The sequence below is a fragment of the Chryseobacterium foetidum genome (assembly GCF_025457425.1).
Lineage (GTDB): Bacteria > Bacteroidota > Bacteroidia > Flavobacteriales > Weeksellaceae > Chryseobacterium > Chryseobacterium foetidum.
This window is the reverse complement of record NZ_JAMXIA010000001.1, coordinates 1,209,107-1,234,193: the sequence shown is the minus strand read 5'-3', so window position 1 is coordinate 1,234,193 and position 25,087 is coordinate 1,209,107. Positions and strand designations below refer to the sequence as shown.

Annotated in this window: 21 protein-coding genes; 14 read left to right on the top strand and 7 right to left on the bottom strand. The window is 36.6% G+C overall.

Annotated elements, in window-relative coordinates; genetic code table 11:
• Positions 1-325 precede the first annotated feature (325 nt).
• Positions 326-2,695 carry a TonB-dependent receptor domain-containing protein gene (locus tag NG809_RS05825; protein WP_262148868.1) on the top strand — a complete coding sequence of 790 codons (2,370 nt, stop codon included), beginning with the start codon at positions 326-328 and terminating at the stop codon, positions 2,693-2,695.
• A 132-nt stretch (positions 2,696-2,827) separates the two neighbouring features.
• Here NG809_RS05825 and NG809_RS05820 read toward each other — a convergent pair whose 3' ends face one another.
• Positions 2,828-4,033: an RsmB/NOP family class I SAM-dependent RNA methyltransferase gene (locus NG809_RS05820; RefSeq protein WP_262148866.1), complete on the bottom strand. Its 1,206-nt coding sequence runs from the start codon at positions 4,031-4,033 to the stop codon at positions 2,828-2,830.
• Positions 4,034-4,461: 428 nt separating this feature from the next.
• On the opposite strand from NG809_RS05820, the gene NG809_RS05815 reads away from it, so the two are divergent.
• Positions 4,462-4,794, top strand: coding sequence for a zinc ribbon domain-containing protein YjdM (locus NG809_RS05815; protein WP_262148864.1), 333 nt, complete (start codon positions 4,462-4,464; stop codon positions 4,792-4,794).
• Between the two features lie 119 nt (positions 4,795-4,913).
• Complete coding sequence (locus NG809_RS05810) at positions 4,914-5,237, top strand: hypothetical protein (RefSeq protein WP_262148862.1); 324 nt, start codon at positions 4,914-4,916, stop codon at positions 5,235-5,237.
• A 164-nt stretch (positions 5,238-5,401) separates the two neighbouring features.
• On the opposite strand, the gene NG809_RS05805 is transcribed toward NG809_RS05810, so the two are convergent.
• Positions 5,402-6,337: a sulfate/molybdate ABC transporter ATP-binding protein gene (locus NG809_RS05805; protein ID WP_262148861.1), complete on the bottom strand. Its 936-nt coding sequence runs from the start codon at positions 6,335-6,337 to the stop codon at positions 5,402-5,404.
• 144 nt (positions 6,338-6,481) lie between these two features.
• Between NG809_RS05805 and NG809_RS05800 the strand changes: the two genes are divergently transcribed.
• From NG809_RS05800 to NG809_RS05785, 4 genes are all read left to right on the top strand, one after another.
• Positions 6,482-7,138, top strand: a complete 657-nt coding sequence (locus NG809_RS05800) for a YceI family protein (protein WP_262148859.1) — start codon at positions 6,482-6,484, stop codon at positions 7,136-7,138.
• 124 nt (positions 7,139-7,262) lie between these two features.
• Complete coding sequence (gene pheS / locus NG809_RS05795; protein WP_262148857.1) at positions 7,263-8,273, top strand: phenylalanine--tRNA ligase subunit alpha; 1,011 nt, start codon at positions 7,263-7,265, stop codon at positions 8,271-8,273.
• A gap of 223 nt (positions 8,274-8,496) precedes the next feature.
• A complete protein-coding gene (locus tag NG809_RS05790; RefSeq protein ID WP_262148855.1) occupies positions 8,497-10,245 on the top strand; it encodes a sensor histidine kinase in 1,749 nt (582 codons plus the stop codon).
• Positions 10,232-10,867 carry a response regulator gene (locus NG809_RS05785; protein ID WP_262148854.1) on the top strand — a complete coding sequence of 212 codons (636 nt, stop codon included), beginning with the start codon at positions 10,232-10,234 and terminating at the stop codon, positions 10,865-10,867. Before NG809_RS05790 ends, NG809_RS05785 begins: the two co-directional genes overlap by 14 nt.
• Positions 10,868-11,610: 743 nt before the next feature.
• On the opposite strand, the gene NG809_RS05780 is transcribed toward NG809_RS05785, so the two are convergent.
• Complete coding sequence (locus tag NG809_RS05780; protein WP_262148852.1) at positions 11,611-12,378, bottom strand: DUF3108 domain-containing protein; 768 nt, start codon at positions 12,376-12,378, stop codon at positions 11,611-11,613.
• Between the two features lie 151 nt (positions 12,379-12,529).
• Between NG809_RS05780 and NG809_RS05775 the strand changes: the two genes are divergently transcribed.
• On the top strand, positions 12,530-13,585 hold the full coding sequence (locus NG809_RS05775; protein WP_262148850.1) for an NAD(P)/FAD-dependent oxidoreductase: 1,056 nt from the start codon (positions 12,530-12,532) through the stop codon (positions 13,583-13,585).
• 12 nt (positions 13,586-13,597) lie between these two features.
• Positions 13,598-13,927, top strand: a complete 330-nt coding sequence (locus NG809_RS05770) for a 2Fe-2S iron-sulfur cluster-binding family protein (protein WP_262148848.1) — start codon at positions 13,598-13,600, stop codon at positions 13,925-13,927.
• Between the two features lie 186 nt (positions 13,928-14,113).
• Here the strand turns inward: NG809_RS05770 and NG809_RS05765 are convergent, their stop codons facing one another.
• On the bottom strand, positions 14,114-14,971 hold the full coding sequence (locus tag NG809_RS05765) for an alpha/beta hydrolase family protein (RefSeq protein WP_262148847.1): 858 nt from the start codon (positions 14,969-14,971) through the stop codon (positions 14,114-14,116).
• 162 nt (positions 14,972-15,133) lie between these two features.
• Here NG809_RS05765 and NG809_RS05760 point away from each other — a divergent pair, with 162 nt between their 5' ends.
• From NG809_RS05760 to NG809_RS05745, 4 genes are all read left to right on the top strand, one after another.
• Positions 15,134-15,907, top strand: a complete 774-nt coding sequence (locus tag NG809_RS05760; RefSeq protein WP_262148846.1) for a HipA family kinase — start codon at positions 15,134-15,136, stop codon at positions 15,905-15,907.
• A complete protein-coding gene (locus NG809_RS05755) occupies positions 15,894-16,277 on the top strand; it encodes a DUF3037 domain-containing protein (RefSeq protein WP_262148845.1) in 384 nt (127 codons plus the stop codon). Before NG809_RS05760 ends, NG809_RS05755 begins: the two co-directional genes overlap by 14 nt.
• Positions 16,278-16,299: 22 nt before the next feature.
• Positions 16,300-17,298: an alpha/beta hydrolase gene (locus NG809_RS05750; RefSeq protein WP_262148844.1), complete on the top strand. Its 999-nt coding sequence runs from the start codon at positions 16,300-16,302 to the stop codon at positions 17,296-17,298.
• A gap of 242 nt (positions 17,299-17,540) precedes the next feature.
• Positions 17,541-19,382: a carbon starvation CstA family protein gene (locus NG809_RS05745; RefSeq protein ID WP_185113749.1), complete on the top strand. Its 1,842-nt coding sequence runs from the start codon at positions 17,541-17,543 to the stop codon at positions 19,380-19,382.
• 66 nt (positions 19,383-19,448) lie between these two features.
• Here the strand turns inward: NG809_RS05745 and NG809_RS05740 are convergent, their stop codons facing one another.
• From NG809_RS05740 to NG809_RS05730, 3 genes are all read right to left on the bottom strand, one after another.
• The gene (locus NG809_RS05740; protein ID WP_262148841.1) at positions 19,449-19,835 is read right to left on the bottom strand and encodes a hypothetical protein; all 387 of its coding nucleotides are present in this window, start codon (positions 19,833-19,835) and stop codon (positions 19,449-19,451) included.
• On the bottom strand, positions 19,832-20,659 hold the full coding sequence (locus NG809_RS05735; protein WP_262148839.1) for an alpha/beta hydrolase: 828 nt from the start codon (positions 20,657-20,659) through the stop codon (positions 19,832-19,834). Before NG809_RS05735 ends, NG809_RS05740 begins: the two co-directional genes overlap by 4 nt.
• Before the next feature lie 465 nt (positions 20,660-21,124).
• The gene (locus tag NG809_RS05730; RefSeq protein WP_262148837.1) at positions 21,125-23,461 is read right to left on the bottom strand and encodes an ATP-dependent helicase; all 2,337 of its coding nucleotides are present in this window, start codon (positions 23,459-23,461) and stop codon (positions 21,125-21,127) included.
• 285 nt (positions 23,462-23,746) lie between these two features.
• On the opposite strand from NG809_RS05730, the gene NG809_RS05725 reads away from it, so the two are divergent.
• Positions 23,747-25,060 carry a M16 family metallopeptidase gene (locus NG809_RS05725; protein WP_262148836.1) on the top strand — a complete coding sequence of 438 codons (1,314 nt, stop codon included), beginning with the start codon at positions 23,747-23,749 and terminating at the stop codon, positions 25,058-25,060.
• The last annotated feature ends 27 nt before the right edge of the window (positions 25,061-25,087 follow it).

Here is a 25,087-nt window from a genome sequence, read left to right as displayed (position 1 = left end):
AGATGGTTTTTACAAAGATAATTTTTAAGTCTAATATTTCAGTTCACTTCAGTAGATTTGCTTTTAAATTTTATGAATGTCCGTTTTCACTCATGACAATAAAATCATTAGTTATTTTGTCGTTCCGTAGGAATCTAAACTGTTTTATTTTTAGTGTATTGAGATTCCTACGGAATGACAAACAAACCGTTAAAAACTAATTACCTACATCATATTAATTTTATAAAAATAGCTATTATGATAATCTGAGCAGTTATTTTGAATTTAAATTATCAGATGTAATAAAACTTAGTATACTGTTGTCTTACTTTCAAACTCAAATTTAATGCAAAGATTTTTTGTACTGTTGATGATGCTTTGCGAATCGTTTATTTTTTCACAAACTGTTGAAGGAAATGTTATTCTAAAAGACAAAAAACCTGTTTCTTATGCCGAAATTATTCTTAAAAAAAATCAGTTAAAATTTTCAGCGATCACTGATGAAAAAGGTCATTTTAAAATTCAGGTAAAAGAAAAAGGCGATTATAATTTCGAAATTTTTAATGAGGGCGAGCTTGTTCTTTCCGAAGTTTTAAAAATTGAAGATGATGTTTTTAAAAATTTTGAAATTGATAATAATCAAAACAAGTCTAAAATTCAGGAGAAGAAGATTGAAGGTGTTGTGGTTACTGCAAAAAATAAAATTATTGAAAGAAGAGTAGACAGACTGGTCTTCAATGTAGAAAATTCGATCGCCTCACAAGGTTTAGATGCGGTGGAAGCTTTAGCAAAAACGCCAATGCTTCGCGCCACCGATAAAAGCATCAGCATTGCCGGAAAAAGTGGTGTCGCTGTGATGATCAACGACAGATTGTTGAATATTTCGGGAGAAGAACTCATCAATTATCTTAAAAATTTAAGGTCGGATGATATTCAGAAAATTGAAGTCATCACAACGCCACCAGCAAAATATGAAGCTCAGGGAAAAAGCGGTCTGATCAATATTGTCCTCAAAAAAAATACTGGTTTAGGATGGAATGTTTCGCTGCAATCAAGTCTTAAAAATCTGTATTGGAATGTGCCTTCAGTTTCTACAAGATATGGCGCAACGTTGAATTATCAGGGCAAAAAACTCTCTGCATCTGCAGGTTTCACCGACGGAAATTTCTACTGGCGAATGAAAGGATATGAATACAGCTCCGGAAATGACAGCTATTGGAATACAGACAGCTATTTTTTTAATAATCTCCGCAACAAAAGCACCAACCTGAAACTGGAATATAAATTATCAGACAAAAGCACTATTGGCGGGAGCTATAATTATTTTTTTGCCAATCCTGTTGAGACTGTGAAAAATACTTCCGCTATAAAAGATGAAGCGGGTGAGCGGTCTTTTTCTTCAGATGCGTTGGCTTTTAATCACAGAAATAATCATTATGCGACCCTGTTTTATGATGTTAAAATAGACAGTTTGGGCAGCAAGCTCAGTGTTTCAGGGAATCTAATTTCAAATAATGCCAATGCAGACGATTATTACAATACACAAACTGATCAGCTGATTTCTACTTACATCAATCCAATCAATCAGTACCGGATTTATTCAGGACAGGCAGATTTAGAGAAAAACTTCAGGAAATTTAAAACAGAATCCGGCTTAAAATTTACCAAAATTAAAAATGATTCTTTCTTTAATTATTATGATTTGAATAACGGAATTCCGACCATGAATTTCAACCAAAGCAATAATTTTTTCTATGACGAAAATAATTACGCAGCTTATATTTCAGGGAACTACGAAATTTCTGATAAATGGAGTGCTAAAGCAGGTTTGAGATATGAATTTACAGAGCTTACAGGAATTTCGCCCAATGAAAATTTAACCACCAAAAATCATTATGGAAAATTTTTCCCAACGGCTTACATCAGCTATAAACCGAATGAAAATAATGCTTTTTCGATCAATTATTCAAAGAGAATTAACCGGCCGTCGTTCAGAGATTTAAATCCTTTCCGATACATCAGTTCGGCTTTTGAATATTCAAGTGGAAACCCTCTTTTAAGACCTTCATTTACAGATAACGTGGAATTCAGTTATGTTTTAAAGAATAATTTTACGCTTACAGCCTTTCATAACTACAGTAAAAATGACTGGGACAGACTGCAACGTATCAATGATGGATTGAAGTACACCATCATCTTCAATTTTTATAATCAAAACCAAACCGGAATAAGTTTAAGTTATAATTATACCAAAAAAAGCTGGCTTGAGTCTAATATTTTTGTGAATGCCTATTACGTAACTTCAAAAACATTTGTCGAAGATGCGGTTCAGATGCCGGGAAGTTATGGTTCTGATTTTAACTTTGACAATACTTTTTTCCTGAATAAATCCAAAACTGTTTCGTTCATGCTGGGTGCGTGGGGAAATATTCCTTACAAAGAAGGAAATACGTCTTTCAAAGGTGTTACTTCTGTGTATTCAGGTTTAAAATTAAATTTAATGGATAAGAAACTCACCATGAATCTCTTGATGAATGATGTTTTAAATACAGAAAGAGAAAAAGGGACAGAGTTTTATCAGGATTTCAGTACACAATATTATTTTAAGGGAATCAGCCGGAATTTAAGCTTGTCTGTGACGTATAAATTCGGAAATAACGATGTGAAAGGCGCCACGAAAGAACTGAAATTTGATGATCAGAACAGGGCGAAGTAATTGAAATGATTTCCCGCTGAGTTTGCTGATTGAACAGATTTAAATGAGAAAAGATCAGCGTGGGTAGAACTTTATAAAAAATCCGCTTCAAAATAAAGTGAAGCGGATTTTTTACTTTTAAATATATTTTTTTTACGAAACTCGTTCAATCAAAGCCATATAAAAACCGTCATAGCCTTCGCTTGGCATTACTTTTTCGTCTTTGATTAATTTAAAATTCGGATTGTTTTTCACAAACTCTTCCACCTGTAAATTGTTTTCTGAAGGTAAGATCGAACAGGTTGCGTACACCATTTTGCCGTTTACTTTGAGCATTTTAGAGTAATCCTGCATGATCTGCTGTTGCTCCTTTTTGATTCTGTTGATAAAATCCTGATCGATTTTCCATTTGCTGTCGGGGTTTCTTTTCAAAACACCCAAACCTGAGCATGGCGCATCAATCAAAAGTCTGTCTACTTTATCGTGAAGTCTTTTGATGACTTTGGTATCGGTGATCACTCTCGTTTCGATGTTGTGGGCTCCGGCTCTTTTCGCACGGCGTTTCAGTTCGGCTAATTTCCATTCGAAAATATCAAGAGCGATTATTTGTCCTTTATTTCCCATCAAAGCAGCTAAGTGAAGGGTTTTTCCACCTGCACCAGCGCATGCATCAACCACTCTCTGGCCTTCTTTTACATCAAGAAAATAGCCGATTTTTTGTGAAGAGGCATCCTGTACTTCAAACAGACCTTCTTTGAAAGCTGTGGTAAGAAATACATTCTTTTTCTCTTCAAGCTGTACCGCATCAGGATAATTTCTTACGGTAAAGGCATTTACATTTTCGTCTGAAAGATCAGAAATAAGTTCTCTCGGTGTTGTTCTCAACGAATTGGCACGCAAAACAGTAGGTGCTTTTTCGTTCAGGGCAATCATTTCCTTTTCCCATTTTTCACCTAATTCTCTTTCCAGAGTTTCAACTAACCATTCCGGAATTGAATGTTCGATGGCTTTGGTAGGAACAGTTCCTTTTTTAAGTTTTGTAGTGATGTCGGCTATTTTGATGCCTTCAAATTCTTCAAATCTCTTATAATTGGTTTTGCTCCACAGCAGATAAGCGATGATCAACTTGTAAATATTATTGGGCTTCACACCTTCGCCCATATAATATTCAAGGCGTTTTTTCCAGCGGATGATATTATAGAAAATCTCAGAAACAACAGCTCTATCCTGACTTCCCCATTGTCTGTGGGATTTCAGAAGTCTTTCTATTACTTTGTCTGCATATTTGTTTTTCTCGAAAAAAGTTTCCTGCAAAGCATCGTGAATACCGATGGCGAGGTTTCTGTGAATTAATTCCATAAATTGCTGTAAGCTGTTTGAATCTGCAAAAATACAATTTTTAAATTTGAGATTTGAAGTTTGAGATTTGAGATTGAAAATTTAATATTTAAGGTTCAAAATTCAGGATTCAATGTTTGAAATTCAAGATTCAATATTTTTAATTCAAGATTCAATGTTTAAAATTCAATGTTTTTATTTAATTCTTCTTAACGATTGTCTAATTCAGATATCCTTATCATAAGATTAAATTTATCGCATTCTGAATAATGCACCAGCGGAGCAAAACCTTTGTAGTTGAAATGCAGAATTCTCAAAAAGCTCTGTAGGAGCGAAATCTTTATAACTTCCAATTTCCATCTCCCATCTTCCATCTCCCAACTACACTCTTCCAACTTCACTCTTCCATCTTCCATCTCAAAACCCTACCTTTGCAAAAACTTAAAAAAATGAGCGACGCAGTGATTTGTCCGAAATGTCAGTCTGAATTTACTTATGCACAGGATGATCTGATGGTTTGTTCGCAGTGTTTCAACGAGTGGAATCCTGCGGAAACTGATGATTCAGATAAAATTCTTGATGCCAACGGAAATGAACTGAAAGATGGCGATTCTGTAGTCGTGGTAAAAGACTTACCTGTAAAAGGTGCTCCGAAACCTGTGAAGGCCGGTACGAAAGTGAAAAATATTCGCCTTAGACCAGACAGTGACCACAATATCGACTGTAAAATTGATGGTTTTGGCTCAATGGCTTTAAAATCTGAATTTGTAAAGAAGGCCTGATTTTTGGAGTCGGAATTGTAGAGATGGAAAAAACAGATGGGCTTTCAAACAGAATCTATTTAAATAATATTCTGAGAAATATACTGGCTTCCGGAGCCGGATTTTTATTTTGCTGGATCATGTTCAGCGCATTTAATACTGAAACGGGTGAAGAAATCCTGCTGGCAGGTTTTGGCATCTTTATGATTTTTGCAGGGTTATTCTTTTACACTGCTGTTTTAGAAAATATTCTTTTTTTTATAATGAAAAGAAAAGGTCTGTTACCGGTTGTAATTACAAATGCTACATTGTTTTTTTTGATGATACTCATCTATGCTTCTTTGGAAAGAGAGTTTTCTATGGAAATAGTTTGTTTATTAATCGTATTTATTTCAGCTCAAATTCTCGGATTTAAATATCAGAATCTTCGACAAATAAAAAAAGGAAAGAATTGGACAGTGTAATCTTTCAAAGACCTGATTGCTGATTGCTAACTTTGGTCTGGAAGGCAGAAAGAGAATTAACCAAGAATTTCCTTATGTTGTGGACTGCGAAGATAACGAAATTACAATCCCGCATCATTTTTATTTATCCACATATTAACATTAAGTTATTGCTTTACTGAGGTTTAAATAAAATTTATATTAACAGATCCCTCTGTTTTTTCATCCGTGTAAACAATAATTTCTTTGTTTTTTGAAATGACTTTGTTCCAGTAATAGCTGCCTGCGAAACGGCTTTCCACCACTTCAGCATCCCAGCCTTCCTCAGAAATTTTTATTGCCCGTGGGTCGTATGAGAATTTTTTCAGTTTAAATTCTTCACGTTCTTTTTCACCAAAAATATTCACCTCTCCGAAAAGTTTAGCAACATATTCATTGTAAGGATTATTAAAAATTTCCTCCGGACTTTCATTTTGAATCAATCTTCCTTTCTGCAAAACCACCATCTGATCCAGCCACGGCAACACATCCTGAATTTCATGTGTAGAAATAATCAGCGAAATATTATTTTGTTTTACATATTTAAAAAGCCTTTCTCTCAACTCAATTTTTCGGGAAAAATCAAGATTGGAAAACGGTTCATCCAAAACCAGTAGTTTAGGCAAAACTGAAAGTGCTCTCGCAATGGCAACTCTTTGCTGCTGTCCGCCACTCAGATATTTCGGTAAAATATTGGCAAATTCTGTCAATCCGACAACTTCTAATAGTTCATTTACTGTTTCTTTCTTTTTTGAAAGATTGATGTTTGAAAGGAATTTTCCTACGTTCTCAGCAACCGTTGCGTAAGGCATCAAATCAAAATTCTGAGCAACATATTTCATTTCAGGTTCGCCGGGAACGAGGTTGGCTTTTGGTCCGAAAGTTTTCTTGCCATCAAAAATAATTTCCCCGCTTTGCCAGTTGAGAAGGCCGTAAATCAGGCTTAAAAGTGTAGATTTTCCGCAACCGCTCTCGCCTGCAAGCGCGATAATTTTTCCGGCATCGAATTTCAGATTGAGATTCTGAAAAAGCGGCTGGTCTTCAGAATATGAAAAATAGAGGTTGTTAATTTCCAAAAGCATAACACAAATGTAAGGTTTTTGCCAAAAAATTGTGTTTTTTTAGTAATTTTGCCTTTTAAAATTTAAAAATGAAGACACATTAACGTCCAGCCTTGATGGTGATTGATTTTAATGTTGATTCTTATCTTAATAATATCTAAACCGATGAAAAAAATACTTTTACCTTTAATGATGTCTCTTACCGTTGGTGGATTGGCGGTTTCATGTGGAAAAGAAAAGCCGCTCAACAGCGAATCCAATGACGTGATCACAACCAAAGACGGTGCAAAATTCGTTTTAGATACCCTCAACAGCAGAGTGGAGTGGAAGGGTTACAAGATTTTCAAATCTGAAAATACAAGTCATTTTGGAAATATCAAATTTGAAAGCGGCGACGTGACCATAAAAGATGGCGAACTGGAAAGCGGGAAATTCGTTGCAGATATGTCGACTTTGAGCTCGGAAGATTTAAAAGATAAAAAAGAAGATCAGCAAAAACTCAACAGTCATCTGAAAAGTGCAGATTTTTTTGAGGTTGAAAAATTTCCTACCGCTTCATACGAAATTACAAAAGTAACTCCGACTGCTGATGGTGATTACAATACTTTACTTGATGGAAATTTGGTGATAAAGGGAATTTCTAAACCTGTGCAGTTTAAAGCAAATGTTTCTGTAAACGGAAGTGAGGTCAACATTGCGACAGAACCAAAGGATATTATGAGAGAAGAATACGGAGTGAAATTTCAGTCGCCGGCAGCCAACGGGGTGATTAAAAACGAAGTTACACTGCAGATTCGAGTGAAAGGCAATGAACAGAAATAATTTTCACCTGTTTAAAATATACCAATCTGTTTCAGCCGAAACAGATTTTTTTATGATAAATTGAAAACGTTTTTTAAACTGAAAATCGTATTTTTGCACAAACATTTTTTGAAAGGGTAATATAATGATAGAAAAGATAGAAGAGCTTTTGGTGGAAGTAAACGATTTCAATTCGACTTCGAAGGATGAAATCGAGAACTTCCGTATCAGATACAGTGGAAAAAAAGGAATTTTAAATGATTTTTTTGAAAAATTCAAAGAAGTTCCCAATGATCAGAAAAAAGAATTCGGACAAAAGATCAATACTCTTAAAAATGCAGTTGCTGTAAAGCTTGAAGATCTTAAAAATGCTTCTTCATCTTCGCTTATTCTTGAGAAAGATGATTTAACGAAGCCTGCCTTTCCGTTGGATTTAGGTTCAAGACATCCTATCAATATCGTGAAACACAGAATTATCGAAATCTTTAAATCGATTGGTTTTGCCGTGGCAGACGGTCCTGAAATTGAAGACGACTGGCACAATTTTACGGCGTTAAATCTTCCTGAATACCATCCGGCAAGAGATATGCAGGATACTTTCTTCATCGAGCAGAATCCCGATATTCTATTGAGAACGCATACTTCATCGGTTCAGATCAGATATATGGAAGAAAATCAGCCGCCGATCAGAATTCTTTCTCCGGGAAGAGTGTTCAGAAATGAAGCAGTTTCTTCACGTTCGCACTGTATTTTCCATCAGATTGAAGGTTTATATATAGATGAGAATGTAAGTTTTGCAGACCTGAAACAGACGATTCAATTCTTTACAACAGAACTTTTCGGAAAATCCAAGATCAGATTAAGGCCTTCATACTTTCCTTTTACCGAGCCAAGTGCAGAAATTGATGTGTACTGGGGTTTAAATTCTGAAACAGATTACAGAATCACAAAGGGTACAGGATGGCTTGAAATTATGGGTTGCGGAATGGTAGATCCTGCAGTTCTGAAGAATGTGAACATTGATTCTGAGAAGTATTCCGGCTATGCATTCGGAATGGGAATTGAAAGAATCGTGATGCTTCTCTACCAAATGAGCGACATCAGGATGTTCTTCGAAAACGACATTAGAACGCTGGAACAGTTCAAAACTTTGTAATTTTAACATAAATAATATCGAATCCTATGATTTTCATAGGATTTTTTTTGTAAATTACTTCTGTGAAAATGTAAACCTAAGAAATGATGTTCTATTTAGACATAGAATAAAATTCGCTTATTTAGGTCAAACCATAGTGAGGTTTTACAAATAAGTGTAAATTTGCGGTCTTTTATTTCGTTTACACCAAAAACACATTAAACTAAACGCTATCTGACTGAGTATGAAAAATGATATTGTTATTTCAGAACCTTATGGTTTCCGATACAGAAAACTCGTACATTATTCCTTAATTTTTTGCATTCTTTTTATACAGTTAATTATTGCTGCATTTTTCTACAACGAATTTGTAAAAGATAAAAAGCTCACTTTCGTACAAAAACAACTTGATGAAATTCATGCTCTTGAGAATCTCACAGACCAGTCCCGAAAAGAAATTCTGAATGCACAGGGATTTCTTCAGAAATTTATGGCTACAAAAGATGAAAATTTTCTGCAGTCTTATTTTGCATCTTTAAAGTCTCTTGATGATAATTTAGCCAACATCAACCGCTACGAAAACAAATTTCCAAAGATAAAAGAGTTGATTGCTGCTCCTAAAGCCAGCATTACTACCGAGAAAGATTTAAAGAAAATGATTGACTCAACTCAAAAATATACTTCTGAGGTAGATCGCAGTCAACTGAATGAATTACCGGATTTTCAAAAATATAAACTGAATTATGATTTTGAAAAATTCAATGTGGTTTTAGATACTAAAATTTACAGTGATACAATTAAAAGGAAAGGACTGTTTGGTAGGCTTGGTGAGGCGATTTCAGGGAAGGGTCAACGTGAAAAAGACAGTGTTGTCATCACAGTAAAAGAAGGAGTAATGCCTACTGCCAAAAGCATTAAAGCTGATTTTGACCGCATCATTAAAGAGGTCAATCATCATTATACTGTAGAAAATAATAAAGTAAAAATAAGGGTAAAAGACAATCAGGTAGGAAACGACAGTTTTTACGGTGTGTTTAACGATCTGTTTGTGTACAGCAATGGCCTGATGAATGTGTATGAGGCTGCTGTAAAATCTTCAAAATCTGATTTGGAGAAAGAATACGAAAAACAGAAATCTAAAAATAACGAAATCAGAAAATATCTTGTCTTCGGGTCGATGATTTTGATGTTTATTGTTTCAATTCTGATTATGATTCTTACAAGAATTGCCTTTGTTTATGAGAGAAAACTGAATAAAGCTAATCTTCAGATTACAGAAAATCTCAACTTTAGAAACAGAATTTTAGGAATGCTGAGCCACGAATTGCGTTCACCACTAAAAATTATGGATATTTTCATTAAAAGAATCAAAAAGAAAACTACCGATGAAAGCATTCAGGAATACTTAAAATCGATCAGTTTTACCAATAATACTTTGTTGATTCAGGCCAATCAGATTTTAGATTACACAAAAAATCAGCAGGCGGAAAATAAATTGATTCCTGTGGAGTTTAATTTAAAGAATGAGATTGATGCTATTTTAAATTCTGTGCAGCCTTATATTGAAACACGTGACAACCGTTTTGTTGTGGAACAGGACATTGATCCTAATCTGCAGGTGTATTCAGATAATAATAAAATCAACCAGATTTTCATGAACATTTTGGGGAATGCCAACAAGTTCACAGAGAATGGCGAAATTAAAGTAGTAACGAAAGCTTCGAAGACAGATGGAAATACAGTGAATTTAAAAACTGTAATTACAGACACAGGAGTAGGGATTTCCTCAGCCGATTTGGAGAAAATATTTGAACCGTACTATCAGGGAGTGATTTCAGATAAAGTTGAAAATCTGGGCGCAGGTCTCGGTCTGAGTCTCTGCAGAGAGCTTGCCCAGCTGTATTCTGGTGATATTAAAGTAGAAAGTGAGAAAAATGTAGGAACCAGAGTGGAATTCTCTTTAAATTTAGAATTGAAAAATGACAGATCATAAAAATATAACTTTTCTTTTGGCAGACGATCACAGTCTTATAAGGCAGGGTATTGAAATTCTTATTGAGGATTTAGGTTTTGAAGGTGATGTTTTCCATGCCTCAACTTTGCAGAAGGTTTTGGACTGTGTCGAAGAGAATAATATTGAAATGTTGGTAATTGATGCTGCATTTCCGGATGGCAACAGTCTGGAAATTATTCCCAAACTTAAATTGAATAATCCCGATTTGAAAATTTTGGTTTTTTCAGGTTTGGAAGAAAGTGATTACGCTTTACGTTTCCTGAACGCCGGAGCCAACGGTTTCCTGACCAAAGTAAGCGAAGAGGAAGAAATAAAAAGTGCAGTGACGAAGGTGGTTGAGGAAGGAAGGTATATCTCATCTGTTACGCAGGGTTTACTGCTGAACTCTTTACAGAAAAGCAATCAGCAGAATCCATTGGATAAGCTTACTAAAAGAGAACTTGAAGTGGTGAAAATGTATGTAGACGGTATGGGAAATCTTGAGATTGCTAATGAGCTTGGTCTGAAGCAAAACAGCGTAAGTACAATGAAAAAAAGAGTCTTCGAAAAACTCGGAATCGACAGTTTGGTGGAGTTGGCAGCGCTGCTCAAAAAATACTAGAATTTTTTATTCACTTTATTTTGATATCGCTTCTTGGATTGATTAGGAAATTTCATTTTCTTATCATTAATTTGCATTTGTAATTTACGTTGTGGCTATATAATTATTTTGCTGAGTTGATTGATTTTTTAGCGCCCTGTGTGCTCGTAAATTATTTTTTGTTACCCCTTATCATTAATTACCGTGAAAATACGGAACGTTTTGTAGAAAAAAATCTACAAGTACTGCGATAAATATCTACAACTTTTTTTTGATTACAACTCTCTTTCCGCCATATCTTTGTCATAAGAAAATTGCTCATACAAACAAGGTAAACATAAGGTTTCCTGATAAGATTAAGTGATTACAAAACTTCGGTTTTAAAAACACATCTTATCGGTGAGTACGGGAGTAACGAAAATTATTTCATTATATTAATTTTTGATTTGGTGTGAATAGACACAAATGATGAAACACCTAGTATCATACCAGCAGAGCCGACAAGGCTCTGCGTTTGATACTATTTTTAGAAAATAAAAAAACACAAACTTATATAAATAAAAAAACACAATTGATTAACCTAATAAAGTAGTCTATTTGCAGAGTTTATCTCTGTAAATAGGTGCTTTAAAAGGAAAGGAATCAAATTTTTATATTCGATTTTTAGTTTTTATTTTCATTACAACGACAGTTTAGTTTAGTTTTTATAAATCAAAAGCCCTCAGGAATTTCCTGAAGGCTTTTGTACTTTATTGACCTGAAGTTTAATCAAATTTTAAAGGATATTTCACATTTTTGTAGCTGTCCAGACTCGCTTTTAAAGATCCTACAGCAAGCTCAGCTTTAAGAAGAACAGGGATATGATTGGCATCATTGGTCACCCACATGGTTACGCCTTCTTTAGCTTTAAACACTCTTCCGCTTTTCACAGATGGGATAATTTTCAGGCAATTGATCTTTCCAAATTTGGTGCTGAGTGTCTCTGTGCCCATCACCTTCAGCTGGAAAGCAAACATTTCGTCATCAATCCATACATTCATATTGATTACAGCTCCTGTACGAAGATCATTGGCAGACCTGCTTCTCAGATAATAAAAGCACGACAACATATCCTGAACGCCCTTTACAGATTTTATGGTTTTTGTTCCGTTGGCCGGATTTTTTTTATCAGTTAAAAGTAAGGTATTGTTGGAATGGTTAAAATTGGTTTCAAAATGCTGTCTGTAGCTGCCTTCTTTTACATTCCTCACATAAAATGTCGGCAATTCTGTCTGAAGGTTGATGTAGCTTTCATATAAATCGTCAACTTTAAAAAATGCCTTTACAGCTCCCGTCGTAGAGCCAACCCCTTTTACATACATATGGGGAACTCCGCGGAAATTGCCTTTTTTCGTAGTCAGTGTAGCGTTTCCGGCGGTCAGAAATCCGTAATGAATTCGGAGGGTAATGGATTCACCGTCTGCAATATTGCTGAGCTGAGCCTGTGTAAAACTCAGAACAAAAAGTGAAATAATGCTGAATAATTTTTTCATAAAGTTTTATGGTTCAAAAACATTGCCAAATATACCATCTTTCCTTTTTTTGGTTTGATAAATCTCAGTTTTTTATTTAGACTTAATTAAATATGCTTCGCATTAAAATTTGTATTTTTGCGTATTATTATTTTCATTTAAATTTTTACGTATGATAACGACAGATATATTAATCATCGGAGCGGGACCAACAGGGCTGTTTGCTGTTTTTGAAGCAGGTTTGCTAAAAATGAAATGCCACATCATTGACGCACTTCCACAGCCGGGAGGTCAGTTGGCAGAGTTGTATCCCAAGAAACCGATTTTTGATATACCGGGTTATCCATCTGTAAATGCCGGTGAACTGGTAGATAATTTAATGGAGCAGATCAAACAGTTTCAGCCTGGTTTTACTTTGGGAGAAACAGCAGTTTCCTACACAAAAGTAGATGACGAATGGTTTGAAGTGGTCACCAACAAAGGGACTGTTCACAGATGTAAGGCCATCGCCATTGCAGGTGGTTTGGGTACTTTTGAACCAAGAAAACCTACGATGGAAAATGTTGCGGATTATGAAGAAAAAGGTCTTGAATATTTCGTAAAAGAACCCGAGCATTTCAGAAATAAAAAGGTAGTTATTGCCGGAGGTGGGGATTCTGCTTTAGACTGGAGTGTTTTCCTGTCTAATGTTGCCAGCGAAGTGACTTTGATTCACAGAAGAAATGAATTCCGTGGAGCTTTGGATTCTGTAGAAAAAGTTCAGGATCTGAAAAATCAGGGTAAAATTAAATTAATCACACCTGCAGAAGTTACTGCGATCAAAGGTGACGGAAAAGTTGAAGCAATCACCGTAGCGGTTGATGGGCAGGAGCCTTTTGATATTGAAACAGATTATTTCATTCCATTATTCGGATTGACGCCAAAACTGGGTGAAATTGCTCAATGGGGTTTAAATATCGAGAAAAATGCAATCGTGGTAAACAATGCTCTGGATTATCAAACCAATATTGATGGAATCTATGCAATTGGAGATATCAACACTTATCCGGGGAAGCTAAAACTGATTCTCTGCGGTTTCCACGAGGCAACTTTGATGTGCCAGAGTGTTTACAACAGACTGAACCCGGGTAAAAAATTCGTTTTGAAATATACAACAGTGAGTGGAGTAGACGGTTTCGACGGTTCAAGAAAAGAAGCAGAGAAAGCGGTTGTGAAAAAAATTGACTAATTTTGCGGAATTATGTCTGATATCAATATTAAAATTACCGACAGAGAAGGTGTTACCCACGATGTAGTCGCACCAACGGATATGTCCATGAACTTAATGGAAATCATCCGTTCCTACGAATTGGCGGAGGAGGGAACCATCGGGGTTTGTGGCGGCATGGCCATGTGTGCTTCATGTCAGGTTTACGTGATCAGCGATCCTGGACTGGAACCCATGGGTGATGAAGAAGATGCGATGCTGGGTGAAGCTTATCACGTTGAAAGCAACAGCAGATTGGGTTGTCAATTGCACATGTCAATGGAAATGGAAGGTCTCGAAGTGGCAATTGCGCCTTATCCTTAAAATTTTATTTAAATTATACAGAAACTCCCGAAGATTTTTTCTTTGGGAGTTTTGATATCTCAATTTTTACCAGCGTTAATAACCCTTTGTAATAAATATCAGATTTTGCTGAGTAGAATGGCTTTGCGAACGAAAAATATTTTCAAAGTTTAAAATTAATCCTTGCGACCTTAGCGTTTAAGTCAGTTACTCAAATTGCTCATTCACAATTTTTTCATTCAGAAAATCAATACATTTTTCTGTAACCAAAGCAAGTTCGTAAGGCAGGAAATTCTCTTCCCAGGGTTCTTTTGCACCAAATACATGATTGGCATTTTCTACCAGAAAAAGTTCGGAATTTGGATTCAAAAGATGAAGATGATCTGAGTTTTTGGAGGAAACAGATTCATCTGCTGTACCGTGAACAACCAAAACATGAGCTTTCGCCATTTCCATGCATCTTTCAACATCAAAACGGTGGAAATTGCTTTCAAAATCTTCAAAAAACTGATAGTAATGCGGCATCTGCTGTTTTGTTCGTCCGTTTTCCACAAAGTACACACCATCCTCTTTCCAGTTGTCAAAAGCGCCGTCTTTAGGAAATCTTTCCAGAGAATCTACGCTCGCCAACGTTATCAAACCATGAATTCTAATGTCTTCAGCAGTTTTAATAATTGAAATTCCGCCGCCACGGCTGTGACCTATGAGTACGATCTTGTTTTCATCTACTTCATTCTCTTTTGAAAAATGATTGATTACAAAACTCAAATCTGAAAGTTCTTTTGAATAATTATTATTTCCAAAAGCCTCCAAATCGTCAAATTCAGCAGGATTTTCGATTGTTGTTCCGTTGTGGGAAAAATTAAATTTCACGAAATAAAATCCGGCTTCCGCAAACCTTTCACCCATCAGATTCCATGCGCCCCAGTCTTTGTAACCCTTGTAGCCATGCACGAAAACGACGAGAGGAAGTTTCTCCTGAGTTTCCGGAAAGTACGCGTCAGCTAAAAAATCTTTGGTATCAGGGTTGGAAAGGAGAATGTTTTCTTTTTTAATAACTTTCATAGTATTGTTTTTTAAAGAAGATGTTGCGGATTTATTTTAAATTCAAAAAAGATCAGGAGAAATCACTATAATCTTGATTCGAAATAAGGATGATTAAACAAATTTTAAACCTAAAAATAGCACAAATAGATTTAAACACAAAGGAAAACCTTATTTTTGCGTATGTTGAATTTACGAACTGTCACGGTGATGCGTTACATTCTTCCGCTTCGGGAGGGAGGCTCACTGCCGGCTTTGGCTGAGGCTGATGATGATTTTAAGTATGTCTTAAAATTCCGTGGTGCGGGTCACGGTGTCAAAATGTTGATTTCCGAACTGCTGGGCGGAAAAATTACAGAAGCTTTGGGCTTGCCGATTCCCGAAATGGTTTTCGCAAATCTTGATGTGGATTTCGGAAGAACGGAGGCCGATGAAGAAATTCAGGATTTGCTGAAAAATTCTGAAGGTCTGAATTTAGGATTACATTATTTATCAGAATCAATCGCATTTGATTCGAGCATAAAAGTTGATCCGCTTTTAGCTTCAAAAATTGTCTGGCTGGATGCATTTATTACCAATATCGACCGTACTTTTAAGAATACCAACCTTCTGATGTGGCATAAAGAACTGTGGGTCATCGATAACGGAGCTTCATTTTATTTCCATCATTCATGGCAGAATTTTGATACGGCAGCGAAAACTCCTTTTAAATATGTGAAAGATCACGTTCTGCTTCCGCAGGCTTCAAAATTGGATGAAGCTGATCAGTTTGCACACAGTGTTTTAAATGATACTCTTTTCAGAGAAATTGTAGATCTGATTCCTCAGGACTGGCTTCACTGGAATGATGCCGAAGAAAGTCCGGATGAAATACGCGATGTATATTTTAACTTCCTGAAAACACGTCTGGAAAATTCTCAAATCTTTGTAAACGAAGCCAAAAATGCAAGAGGATAAAATATACGAATATGCCGTAATACGTCTGGTACCAAAGGTTGAAAGAGAAGAATTTTTCAATATCGGACTGGTCATGTTTTCGAAAAGAGAAAAATTTATCAGGGTTGAATTTTATCTCTGTCCGGATAAGTTTAAACTGATCAGAAGCAAGTTGGACTATGATGATATCATCAAAAATCTGGAAAGCTTTAAAAACATTGCAGAGGGAAAAAAGGATGGCGGCCCGATTGCTATGCTTGAAATTCCCGACAGATTCCGATGGCTGACTGCCGTGAGAAGTGCTGTAGTACAGACTTCAAGACCACATCCCGGAAAATCTGCGGATCTGGAGAAGACTTTTGGTAAACTTTTTGAGGAGTTGGTAAAATAATACACCTCATCAAATTTACTTTATGAATTTTTCCATCAATAATACAAATATGAGCAGGTTTTTTCTAAACCTGTTTTTTATTTTCTTTTTTTCGGCATCCCTTATTTCGCAGACAAAAAAAAGCGTTTTGCTTCAGGAGAAGACTGTAGTTACTGAAAATATTACCTACAAAAAAGACGGTCAGGGCAAGGATTTAAAGTTGGATATCTATAAACCAAAAAATTCAGGTCAGGATAAATTGCCGGTGGTTATTTTTCTCCACGGCGGCGCATGGGCGCTGGGAGATAAAGTCATAGCTCCGGACAATTATGTCGAACAGATGATTTTAAAACTGACAGAGAAAAACTTTGCCGTTTTAAGTGTCAATTACCGTTTGGTGAGTGATGATGTTCATTTTCCGGGTCCGGTTGAGGATTCCAAAGATGCAGTGAGATGGGTAAGAAAGAATGCCGGCCAATATGGTTTTGATGCGGAAAATATTGGTTATTGGGGTGTTTCGGCAGGAGCTCATCTGTCGCTTCTGGCTGCTTATACGCCTGATAATGAATTTGTGGGAGATCAGGAACTTTCGAAGTATTCAGGGAGGGTGAATTATGTTGTTGATAATTTCGGTCCCACTGATATGAACAGGCTTTTGCATACCAGAGCTCCAAAACCATTGCTTTTTATTGTGGGTTTAATCTCAAAAAAAATCATAGATATCAGAACCAATATTGCGAAAGGAATGACTGGTTACGACGTAAATACCGAAAGAAGAAAAGTCATTCAAGCCTGCAAAACCATTTCACCGCTTTATTACACTCAAAATACCATTCCCACATTGATTTTACATGGGAATAAAGATAAAATTGCACCTGTGAGACATTCAAAAAGGTTAAATAAGATGTTGAACAAAACGCAAACTCCACATCAGTTGGTTATCGTTAAAAAGGGAAATCACGGTTTTAAAGATACCGACAAAGCCTATCAGGACGAGCTGAACAATACCATGGTCGACTATATTGTTTCACAAAAAAGGTAGGTTTTTTACTAAAAATTTCTATCTGTTATAAGAAGTATTTTTCAAAATGAAGCAATAATTTAAATATCTGTAAATCAATTATTTAAATTAAAATTAATTTAGTATAATCTATAACTTTGCTAAATTGATATACATATTGATTTATTTTATATAGAAAATAAGTATCTTGGCTGAATGCTTACATTATCATTAATGAATAAGCGGAAACCCTAAAATATTTATTCATATAAAATCGAAATGATATGGAATTTCTAAATGGAATTAATGCACTTACTTTGGTGTTCACCTCCCTGCTCATTTTTGCAATTGCCTACCGTTTTTACGGAATTTTCCTAGCTAATAAAGTTCTTCGCTTAAATGACAAAAATACAACTCCGGCAGTAGAATTTGCTGATGGCAAAGATTACGTTGCCACCAATAAAAATGTTTTATTTGGACATCACTTTGCGGCTATTGCAGCGGCCGGACCATTGGTGGGACCTGTTTTGGCAGCTCAGTTTGGTTATCTTCCCGGTGCCATCTGGATTTTGATCGGCTGTGTTTTGGGAGGTGGAGTTCACGATATGGTCGTGCTTTTCGCATCGGTAAGACATAAAGGCCAGAGTTTGGCAACCATCGCATCCAAAGAAATTGGCAAAACCACCGGAACAGTTGCAGGTTTTGCGATTTTATTCATTTTAATTTTAACGCTTGCCGGACTTTCTCTTGCCTGCATCAATGCGATGCACGAAGCTTCTTGGTCATTATTTACTGTAGTGATCACGATGCCTATTGCGATTATCATGGGATTGATTATGCGTTACAGAAAAAATTCAGTGACTTTCGCCAGTATTTTGGGTGGAGTTCTGTTGATTGCAGGAATTATCGGTGGACACAGTTTGATGCAGAACGAAACCATGAACAATATGTTCACATGGGATATTACAACAATTTCAATTGCAATTCCATTGTACGGATTTTTAGCGTCAGTGCTTCCGGTTTGGTTGCTTTTGGTTCCGAGAGATTACCTTTCAACCTATCTTAAAATCGGAACGATTATTATGTTGGCGATCGGAGTAATTGTGATTCATCCGACGATTCAAATGCCTGCTCTCAGCCAGTTTATCAATGGTGGCGGTCCGGTAATCGGTGGTCCTGTTTTACCTTTTATCTTTATCGTCATCGCTTGTGGAGCTATTTCAGGATTTCACGCGGTAATTGCAACAGGAACGACTCCAAAAATGCTGAACAGAGAGAAAGAAATTCTGTTTGTGGGCTATGGAGCAATGCTGGTAGAAGGTTTCGTAGCATTGATGGCATTAATTGCCGCCTGTACTTTGATGCCGGGAGATTATTTCGCCATCAATACGCCCAAAGATACTTACGATGCTTTCTTGGCTGCGAATCCAGCTTTGCATGGTGTCGATATTGATTATTTTTCAGAAAGAATCGGTATTGATCTCCATGGAAGAACGGGTGGTGCGGTTTCGCTGGCGGTTGGAATGGCGCATATTTTCAACAAAATCCCTTACATGGATCAGCTGATGGCATACTGGTACAACTTTGCAATTATGTTTGAAGCAGTATTTATTTTAACCGCAATTGACGCAGGAACCAGGGTGGGAAGATTCTTTTTACAGGAAATGCTGGGCTCCGTAATTCCAAAATTCAATGATAAAAACTGGACGCCTGGAATTATCATCAGCAGTTTATTGTTCACTTTTGCCTGGGGATATCTGGTTTTTACAGGAAACGTAAGCAGCATCTGGCCACTCTTTGGAATCAGTAATCAATTGCTCGCAGCTTGTGGATTGATTGTCTGTACAACAATGCTGATTAGATTAAACCGTGGGAAATATGCATTATGTTCGGCAATTCCTGGAGTTTTCATGGCGATTATTACATTTTGGGCAGGTTACATTCAGGTGATGGATATTTATATTCCAAAACAACAATATTTACTCGCTACTTTGGCGATTGTCGCGATGGTTTTAATGCTTGTGGTTTTTGTGGGTGCATTCAGAAAATGGTACCAGCTGCTTCAGGTAAAAACTTCACATACTGATTTCTATGGAGAAAATGTGAAGGAATTGGTGGAAAGATAAATTTCTTACTTAAAATATATGAATGAGGGGCGTGGTTTTACTGCGTCTCTTTTATTTTAGTCGTTTTTATTCTTCGAGTCTTTTATAGAATGATGAGCATCCTTCGTCACACATAAAACTGCCATTTTTGTCTACCTCATCTAAAATTAATTGACTTCCTTTAAAATAATATGAGTAATAGGTACTGTCATTCGTTTTGGAATTAAGCAAAACCAGAAAGTCTTTTTTGCTAATAAAATATCGATCAGAAATCTGCTTCCCATTTGTGTACTCTCTGTAATTTCCGTTTTTCTCAAACTTAATTACAATTTCCGAATCAATTTCACGTGAAATTATGTCTGCTCCGGTTCCATATTTGGATCCGCTGAGTTGCCAACTGCCGATAATTGTCGTGTTGTCATTACTCTGACAAGACAACAGCGAGATTAAAATTACAATTAACCCCCTTTTCATCTTCTGATATTTTTAATTTTCTCTATCCTTTTAATTTCATTCAAAAGCAAAGGAAAAGCAGGATGAGCCATCGCACCATGATCGAAACCGTCGAGTTCGTATAAAACCGTTTCTTTGTGACCTTTCAGCTTCATCATTCGCCACATGTAGGCGTTTTCCTCGTATCTTCCCATCAGTTCTTTTTCGCGGTCGCCGGTAATTAAAAGAAGAGGTGGAGCATCAGCGCGGATAAAATGCAGCGGTGCCATTTCATCGATTCTTGCATCCAGTTCCTCAATTCCTTTTTCTTTTCTTGTCGTAAAATGGGAAATCATCTGTCCGCTGAATGGGATAATTCCGGCTAGCCTGTTAGCATCGATTTTATATTTATTCAGATAAGATTTATCCAGACCAACCATCGTTGCGAGATATCCGCCCGCCGAATGTCCTGTTATAAAAATCAAATCTTCACTTCCTCCGTATTTTTTAATATTGTTGAAAACCCAAGCCGTGGCAGCAGCTGCGTCTTCAATATATTTCGGAGCTTTTACTTTTGGTGAAAGTCTGTAATTGACCGCAATGATGGCAACTCCTTTATTTTTCAGTTCATCCGGAATGTGTTTTTCGCCACCCGTAATTCCGCCACCGTGAAACCAGATGATGGTTGAAAAATTCTTTACATCTTTCGGAACATAAACATCGAGAACACATCTTTCATTGATGTAATCATCAGATTTATTTATTTTTTCGTCGTAGTAATGAACGTTGTTGATCGTTTGATATTCCTGAGAATATAATAATATGGAATTGAAAATTACGAAGGTAAGAATGAGAATTTTTTTCATTTTTAAAATTTTGAACTTTAAATATACGAATTGTGATTTTTACCAATTTTGGATCGCAGCTAAAGATGAGATGTTGATATTACTCTAAAAGATTTTGACACATGAGTCATACAAGATTTAGATTAAAATTCGCGTTGAAGAGAACACATTAGATTGAAAATCGAAGATTTTCATGATGAGATTCAATTTCTCTGTGATTTTAGAAATATAAAGTAAAGGTGTTGATTATCAAAATTGAAATCTGTAAAAATCCGTGAGATCTATGTGCAATCAAATTGATGTCGCCCTTTCAAGGGCGCTGATTTGTGTGTTTTATTTCAGAAGGTTTCACTTTGTGCTGGTAGATGTCGCCACTTTGTGGCTTTTGGCAAAGTGAATCAGGTTTATGCTAAAAAAAAGGATTTTCAGAGATCTTTTTTTAAAAATAATCCGTGAAAATCCTCGTAATCTTGAAGGAATTAATATTTAAATCTTCGTCAGCTTAGCATATTTCAAAATCAAATTCTTTTCGCCTTCGTGCAGGAAAACCACTTTTGCTTTGATATTCTGAGGGTCGGTACCATCAAGGAATTTCACTTCGCCGATGCCGAAACGGTCGTGTCTCACTTTGTCGCCCACTTCAATATCCTGCGAAGAAGCGCCGCTTGGATTGATGATTTTGGCGGTGGCTACAGGTCTAAGTTTTTTAGTTTCAGGAATCGGTTTGTCGTTTTCAGACTTTGAAATGGTTTTCTTTTCAATTTTTTTAAAGCTTCTGATTTCCGAAGGATGCTCATCAAAAATATTGGAAGTCACACCGGAATTATTGATAAATCGCTTTTCGATAGCCGGATTGAGGTATTCCAGATAGGTGCCGTCAATCTCACTCAAAAATCGTGAAGGTTCGGCATCGGTAATTTTTCCCCACTGAAATCTTGAGATGGCGTAAGAGAAAAATGCCTGCTTTTCGGCTCTGGTAAGGGCAACGTAGAACAAACGTCTTTCTTCCTCCAAATCTTCTCTGGTTGCCGAACTCATAAAACTCGGGAAAAGGTTTTCTTCCAGACCAACCAAGTGCACAACCGGAAATTCAAGACCTTTTGAAAGGTGAATGGTCATTAAAGAAACCATGTCATCTTCATCATTGTCTTTTTTCTGAGTATCTGCGGAAAGTGCGATGTTCTCAAGGAAATTTGGCAAACTTGGGTCGCCGTCTTCAATCTGCTGTTGCTCTTCAATGAAACCCTGCATCGAGTTCATCAATTCCTGAACGTTTTCTACGCGGGAAATGCCTTCGGGAGTCTGATCGTCTTTTAAAAATTTAATCAAACCACTTCGTTTCGCCACTTCCATCGCAACACTGTATGCTGTTTCTGTTTTAAGCAAAACCTGAAATGCTTTAATCATCGCCCAAAAGTCGCTCAATTTGGTTAAAACTCCGTTGTTAAATTTCAACTGCGGTGCATACATTCCGAGATTGTCTAAAACTGCTGAAACAGGAATGTTTTGAGCATCTGCGAAGACAATTAATCTGTTCTGAGTCGTTTCACCAATTCCTCTGGTAGGATAATTAATGACTCTCATCAACGCTTCGGAATCATTTTCGTTCACCAAAAGACGCAGGTATCCAATTAAATCTTTAACCTCTTTTCGTTGATAAAACGAAAGTCCGCCATACACCTTGTAAGGAATGTTTTTTCTTCTTAAAGCATCTTCAAACGCTCTGGTCTGCGAGTTGGTTCTGTACAGAATTGCAAAATCGCTGAACATTTTCTGCTCACGGTTGCGCAGTTCCCAGATATTTCCGGCAACGAAATTGGCTTCATCGGCATCGGAAAGAGAACGGTAGATTTTTATTTTTTCTCCCTCTTCATTCTCACTGAAAACATTTTTCTTAAACTGCTGAAGGTTTTTAGAAATTACCACATTGGCCGCGTTCACGATGTTTTGGGTGGAACGGTAATTTTGTTCCAGAGAAACGGTTACGGCTTCGGGATAATCTTTTTTGAAATTTAAAATATTGTAAATATTCGCACCACGGAAAGAGTAAATCGACTGTGCATCGTCTCCCACCACACAAATGTTTTCAAATTTTGAGGCCAACGCTTTTACAATCAAATACTGAGAGTGGTTCGTATCCTGGTACTCATCCACCAGAATATATCTGAATCTGTCCTGATATTTCGCTAAAACCTCGGGGAATCTTGTTAACAATTCATTGGTTTTCAACAATAAATCATCAAAATCCATCGAGCCGTTTTTGTAACATTGCTCCACGTAGCGTTGGTAGATCTGCCCGATGTGTTTCATGTTTGCCTTTTCATCAGCCTCCATCAGTTCAGGATTGTTGAAATAGGCTTTTACGGTGATGAGGTTGTTTTTGTAATTGGATATTCTTGCCTGAACTTTTTTGGGTTTGTATAAATCTGCATCGATATTCATGTCTTTCAACACTTTTCTGATGACATTCAGGGCATCCTGCTGATCATAAATCGTGAAGTTGGAAGGATAGCCCAGATAATGCGCTTCACTTCTCAGAATTCTGGCAAAAACAGAGTGAAAAGTTCCCATCCAAAGGCTTCTCGCATTGCTTTGTCCGACCACTTTTGCGATACGCTCCTTCATTTCTTTCGCTGCTTTGTTGGTAAAGGTCAACGCAAGAATATTGAAAGGATCAACGCCGTTTGTGATCAGATGGGCGATACGCATGGTAAGTACACGCGTCTTTCCCGAACCGGCTCCGGCAAGCACCATCAGCGGTCCGTCGAGTGTGGTAACGGCTTCAAATTGTGATTCATTCAGTCCTTTCAAATAATCCTCCATACTGCAAAAAATTTTGGGATCACAAAATTAAGCTATTATAAGGACAATTCAAATTTGTATTTGGTTCAATAATTTTGAATTTATATTAAATTTTTTCGGTTTCAAAATCATCAGATAAAATTGAAACCTCTTCCTTATTTCTTAAAAAAATATTAAAACTAGTGTAACATTTCAATTAAATTTGCCACCAATTGACAAAGCAATTTTTTTTGATGAAATTACTATGATTTGGAGGCGACAAATCCAGTGATTTTAAATTAAAATTTAAAAAACAATAAGATCTATATGAAAAAACGACTTCTTAGTGCTGCAGCGGCTGCCTTTTTTGGAGTAATGCTGAATGCACAACAAATCAAATTCGAAGAGTATGATTTACCAAACGGTATGCACGTAATCCTTCATCAGGATAATACTGCACCGGTGGTTACCACGGCTGTAATGTACCATGTGGGTGCGAAAGATGAGGTAAAAGGCAGAACAGGTTTTGCTCACTTTTTCGAACACCTTTTGTTTGAGGGAACTCCCAATATCAAGAGAGGAGACTGGTTTAAAATTGTATCTTCAAACGGAGGTCAGAATAACGCCAATACTACGATGGACAGAACGTATTACTACGAAACTTTCCCATCAAACAACGAGCAGTTGGGTCTTTGGATGGAAGCTGAAAGACTTCGTCACGCTGAGATCAACCAGATTGGTGTAGACACTCAGAGAGAAGTTGTGAAGGAAGAAAAAAGATTGAGAATGGATAACCAGCCTTACGGAAATCTGATGAATGCTATTCAGCAGAATCTTTTCACAAATCATCCGTACAGCGGATCTGTAATTGGCTCGATTGACGATCTTAATGCTGCTAAATTGCAGGAATTCAGAGATTTCTATAAAAAATTCTATGTTCCGAACAATGCTACTTTGGTTGTTGCCGGAGATATCAAGCCTGAGCAGACTAAAAAATGGATTTCTGAATACTATGGAAGCATACCTAAAGGAACTGTAACTCCCAAAAACTTCCCAAAAGAATCTCCAATAACCCAGGAGGCGGAAAAAACTGTTACTGACCCGAATATTCAGCTACCGGCATATATTTTTGCGTACAGAAGCCCTTCAAACAAAGATAGAGATTCTTACATTTTGAATATGCTTTCGTCTTATTTGAGCAGCGGAAAATCTTCTGTACTTTACAAAAAACTTGTAGATAAAGAGAAAAAAGCACTGGAAGTACAGGCATTCAACCTTGGAATGGAAGATTATGGTGTTTTTGGATTTTTTGCAATTCCGATGGGAGCTACAGAAAGAAAAACCTTGCAGACAGACATCGATGCTGAAATCAAGAAGCTTCAGACGACTCTGATTTCTCAGGAAGATTACCAAAAACTTCAGAATAAATTTGAAAATCAGTTTGTAAATTCAAATTCAAGCATTCAGGGGATTGCGGCTTCATTGGCTACAAACCACGTCTTGATGGGAGATACTAATTTAATCAATAAAGAGATCGACATTTACAGATCGATCACAAAACAGGATCTGCAGAATGCTGCGAAGAAGTATCTTAATTCTAACCAAAGAGTAATCATTAACTACGTACCTGAAAAAAAATAATCATTTAAAGACTTCTGGTTTTTAAAT

What these genes read in the sequence shown, in the direction of transcription:
- NG809_RS05825 (WP_262148868.1), top strand. Translation starts at nt 326, where the DNA reads ATGCAAAGATTTTTTGTACTGTTGATGATGCTTTGCGAATCGTTTATT.
- NG809_RS05820 (WP_262148866.1), bottom strand. Translation starts at nt 4,033, where the DNA reads ATGGAATTAATTCACAGAAACCTCGCCATCGGTATTCACGATGCTTTG.
- NG809_RS05815 (WP_262148864.1), top strand. Translation starts at nt 4,462, where the DNA reads ATGAGCGACGCAGTGATTTGTCCGAAATGTCAGTCTGAATTTACTTAT.
- NG809_RS05810 (WP_262148862.1), top strand. Translation starts at nt 4,914, where the DNA reads ATGTTCAGCGCATTTAATACTGAAACGGGTGAAGAAATCCTGCTGGCA.
- NG809_RS05805 (WP_262148861.1), bottom strand. Translation starts at nt 6,337, where the DNA reads ATGCTTTTGGAAATTAACAACCTCTATTTTTCATATTCTGAAGACCAG.
- NG809_RS05800 (WP_262148859.1), top strand. Translation starts at nt 6,482, where the DNA reads ATGAAAAAAATACTTTTACCTTTAATGATGTCTCTTACCGTTGGTGGA.
- pheS (WP_262148857.1), top strand. Translation starts at nt 7,263, where the DNA reads ATGATAGAAAAGATAGAAGAGCTTTTGGTGGAAGTAAACGATTTCAAT.
- NG809_RS05790 (WP_262148855.1), top strand. Translation starts at nt 8,497, where the DNA reads ATGAAAAATGATATTGTTATTTCAGAACCTTATGGTTTCCGATACAGA.
- NG809_RS05785 (WP_262148854.1), top strand. Translation starts at nt 10,232, where the DNA reads ATGACAGATCATAAAAATATAACTTTTCTTTTGGCAGACGATCACAGT.
- NG809_RS05780 (WP_262148852.1), bottom strand. Translation starts at nt 12,378, where the DNA reads ATGAAAAAATTATTCAGCATTATTTCACTTTTTGTTCTGAGTTTTACA.
- NG809_RS05775 (WP_262148850.1), top strand. Translation starts at nt 12,530, where the DNA reads ATGATAACGACAGATATATTAATCATCGGAGCGGGACCAACAGGGCTG.
- NG809_RS05770 (WP_262148848.1), top strand. Translation starts at nt 13,598, where the DNA reads ATGTCTGATATCAATATTAAAATTACCGACAGAGAAGGTGTTACCCAC.
- NG809_RS05765 (WP_262148847.1), bottom strand. Translation starts at nt 14,971, where the DNA reads ATGAAAGTTATTAAAAAAGAAAACATTCTCCTTTCCAACCCTGATACC.
- NG809_RS05760 (WP_262148846.1), top strand. Translation starts at nt 15,134, where the DNA reads ATGTTGAATTTACGAACTGTCACGGTGATGCGTTACATTCTTCCGCTT.
- NG809_RS05755 (WP_262148845.1), top strand. Translation starts at nt 15,894, where the DNA reads ATGCAAGAGGATAAAATATACGAATATGCCGTAATACGTCTGGTACCA.
- NG809_RS05750 (WP_262148844.1), top strand. Translation starts at nt 16,300, where the DNA reads ATGAATTTTTCCATCAATAATACAAATATGAGCAGGTTTTTTCTAAAC.
- NG809_RS05745 (WP_185113749.1), top strand. Translation starts at nt 17,541, where the DNA reads ATGGAATTTCTAAATGGAATTAATGCACTTACTTTGGTGTTCACCTCC.
- NG809_RS05740 (WP_262148841.1), bottom strand. Translation starts at nt 19,835, where the DNA reads ATGAAAAGGGGGTTAATTGTAATTTTAATCTCGCTGTTGTCTTGTCAG.
- NG809_RS05735 (WP_262148839.1), bottom strand. Translation starts at nt 20,659, where the DNA reads ATGAAAAAAATTCTCATTCTTACCTTCGTAATTTTCAATTCCATATTA.
- NG809_RS05730 (WP_262148837.1), bottom strand. Translation starts at nt 23,461, where the DNA reads ATGGAGGATTATTTGAAAGGACTGAATGAATCACAATTTGAAGCCGTT.
- NG809_RS05725 (WP_262148836.1), top strand. Translation starts at nt 23,747, where the DNA reads ATGAAAAAACGACTTCTTAGTGCTGCAGCGGCTGCCTTTTTTGGAGTA.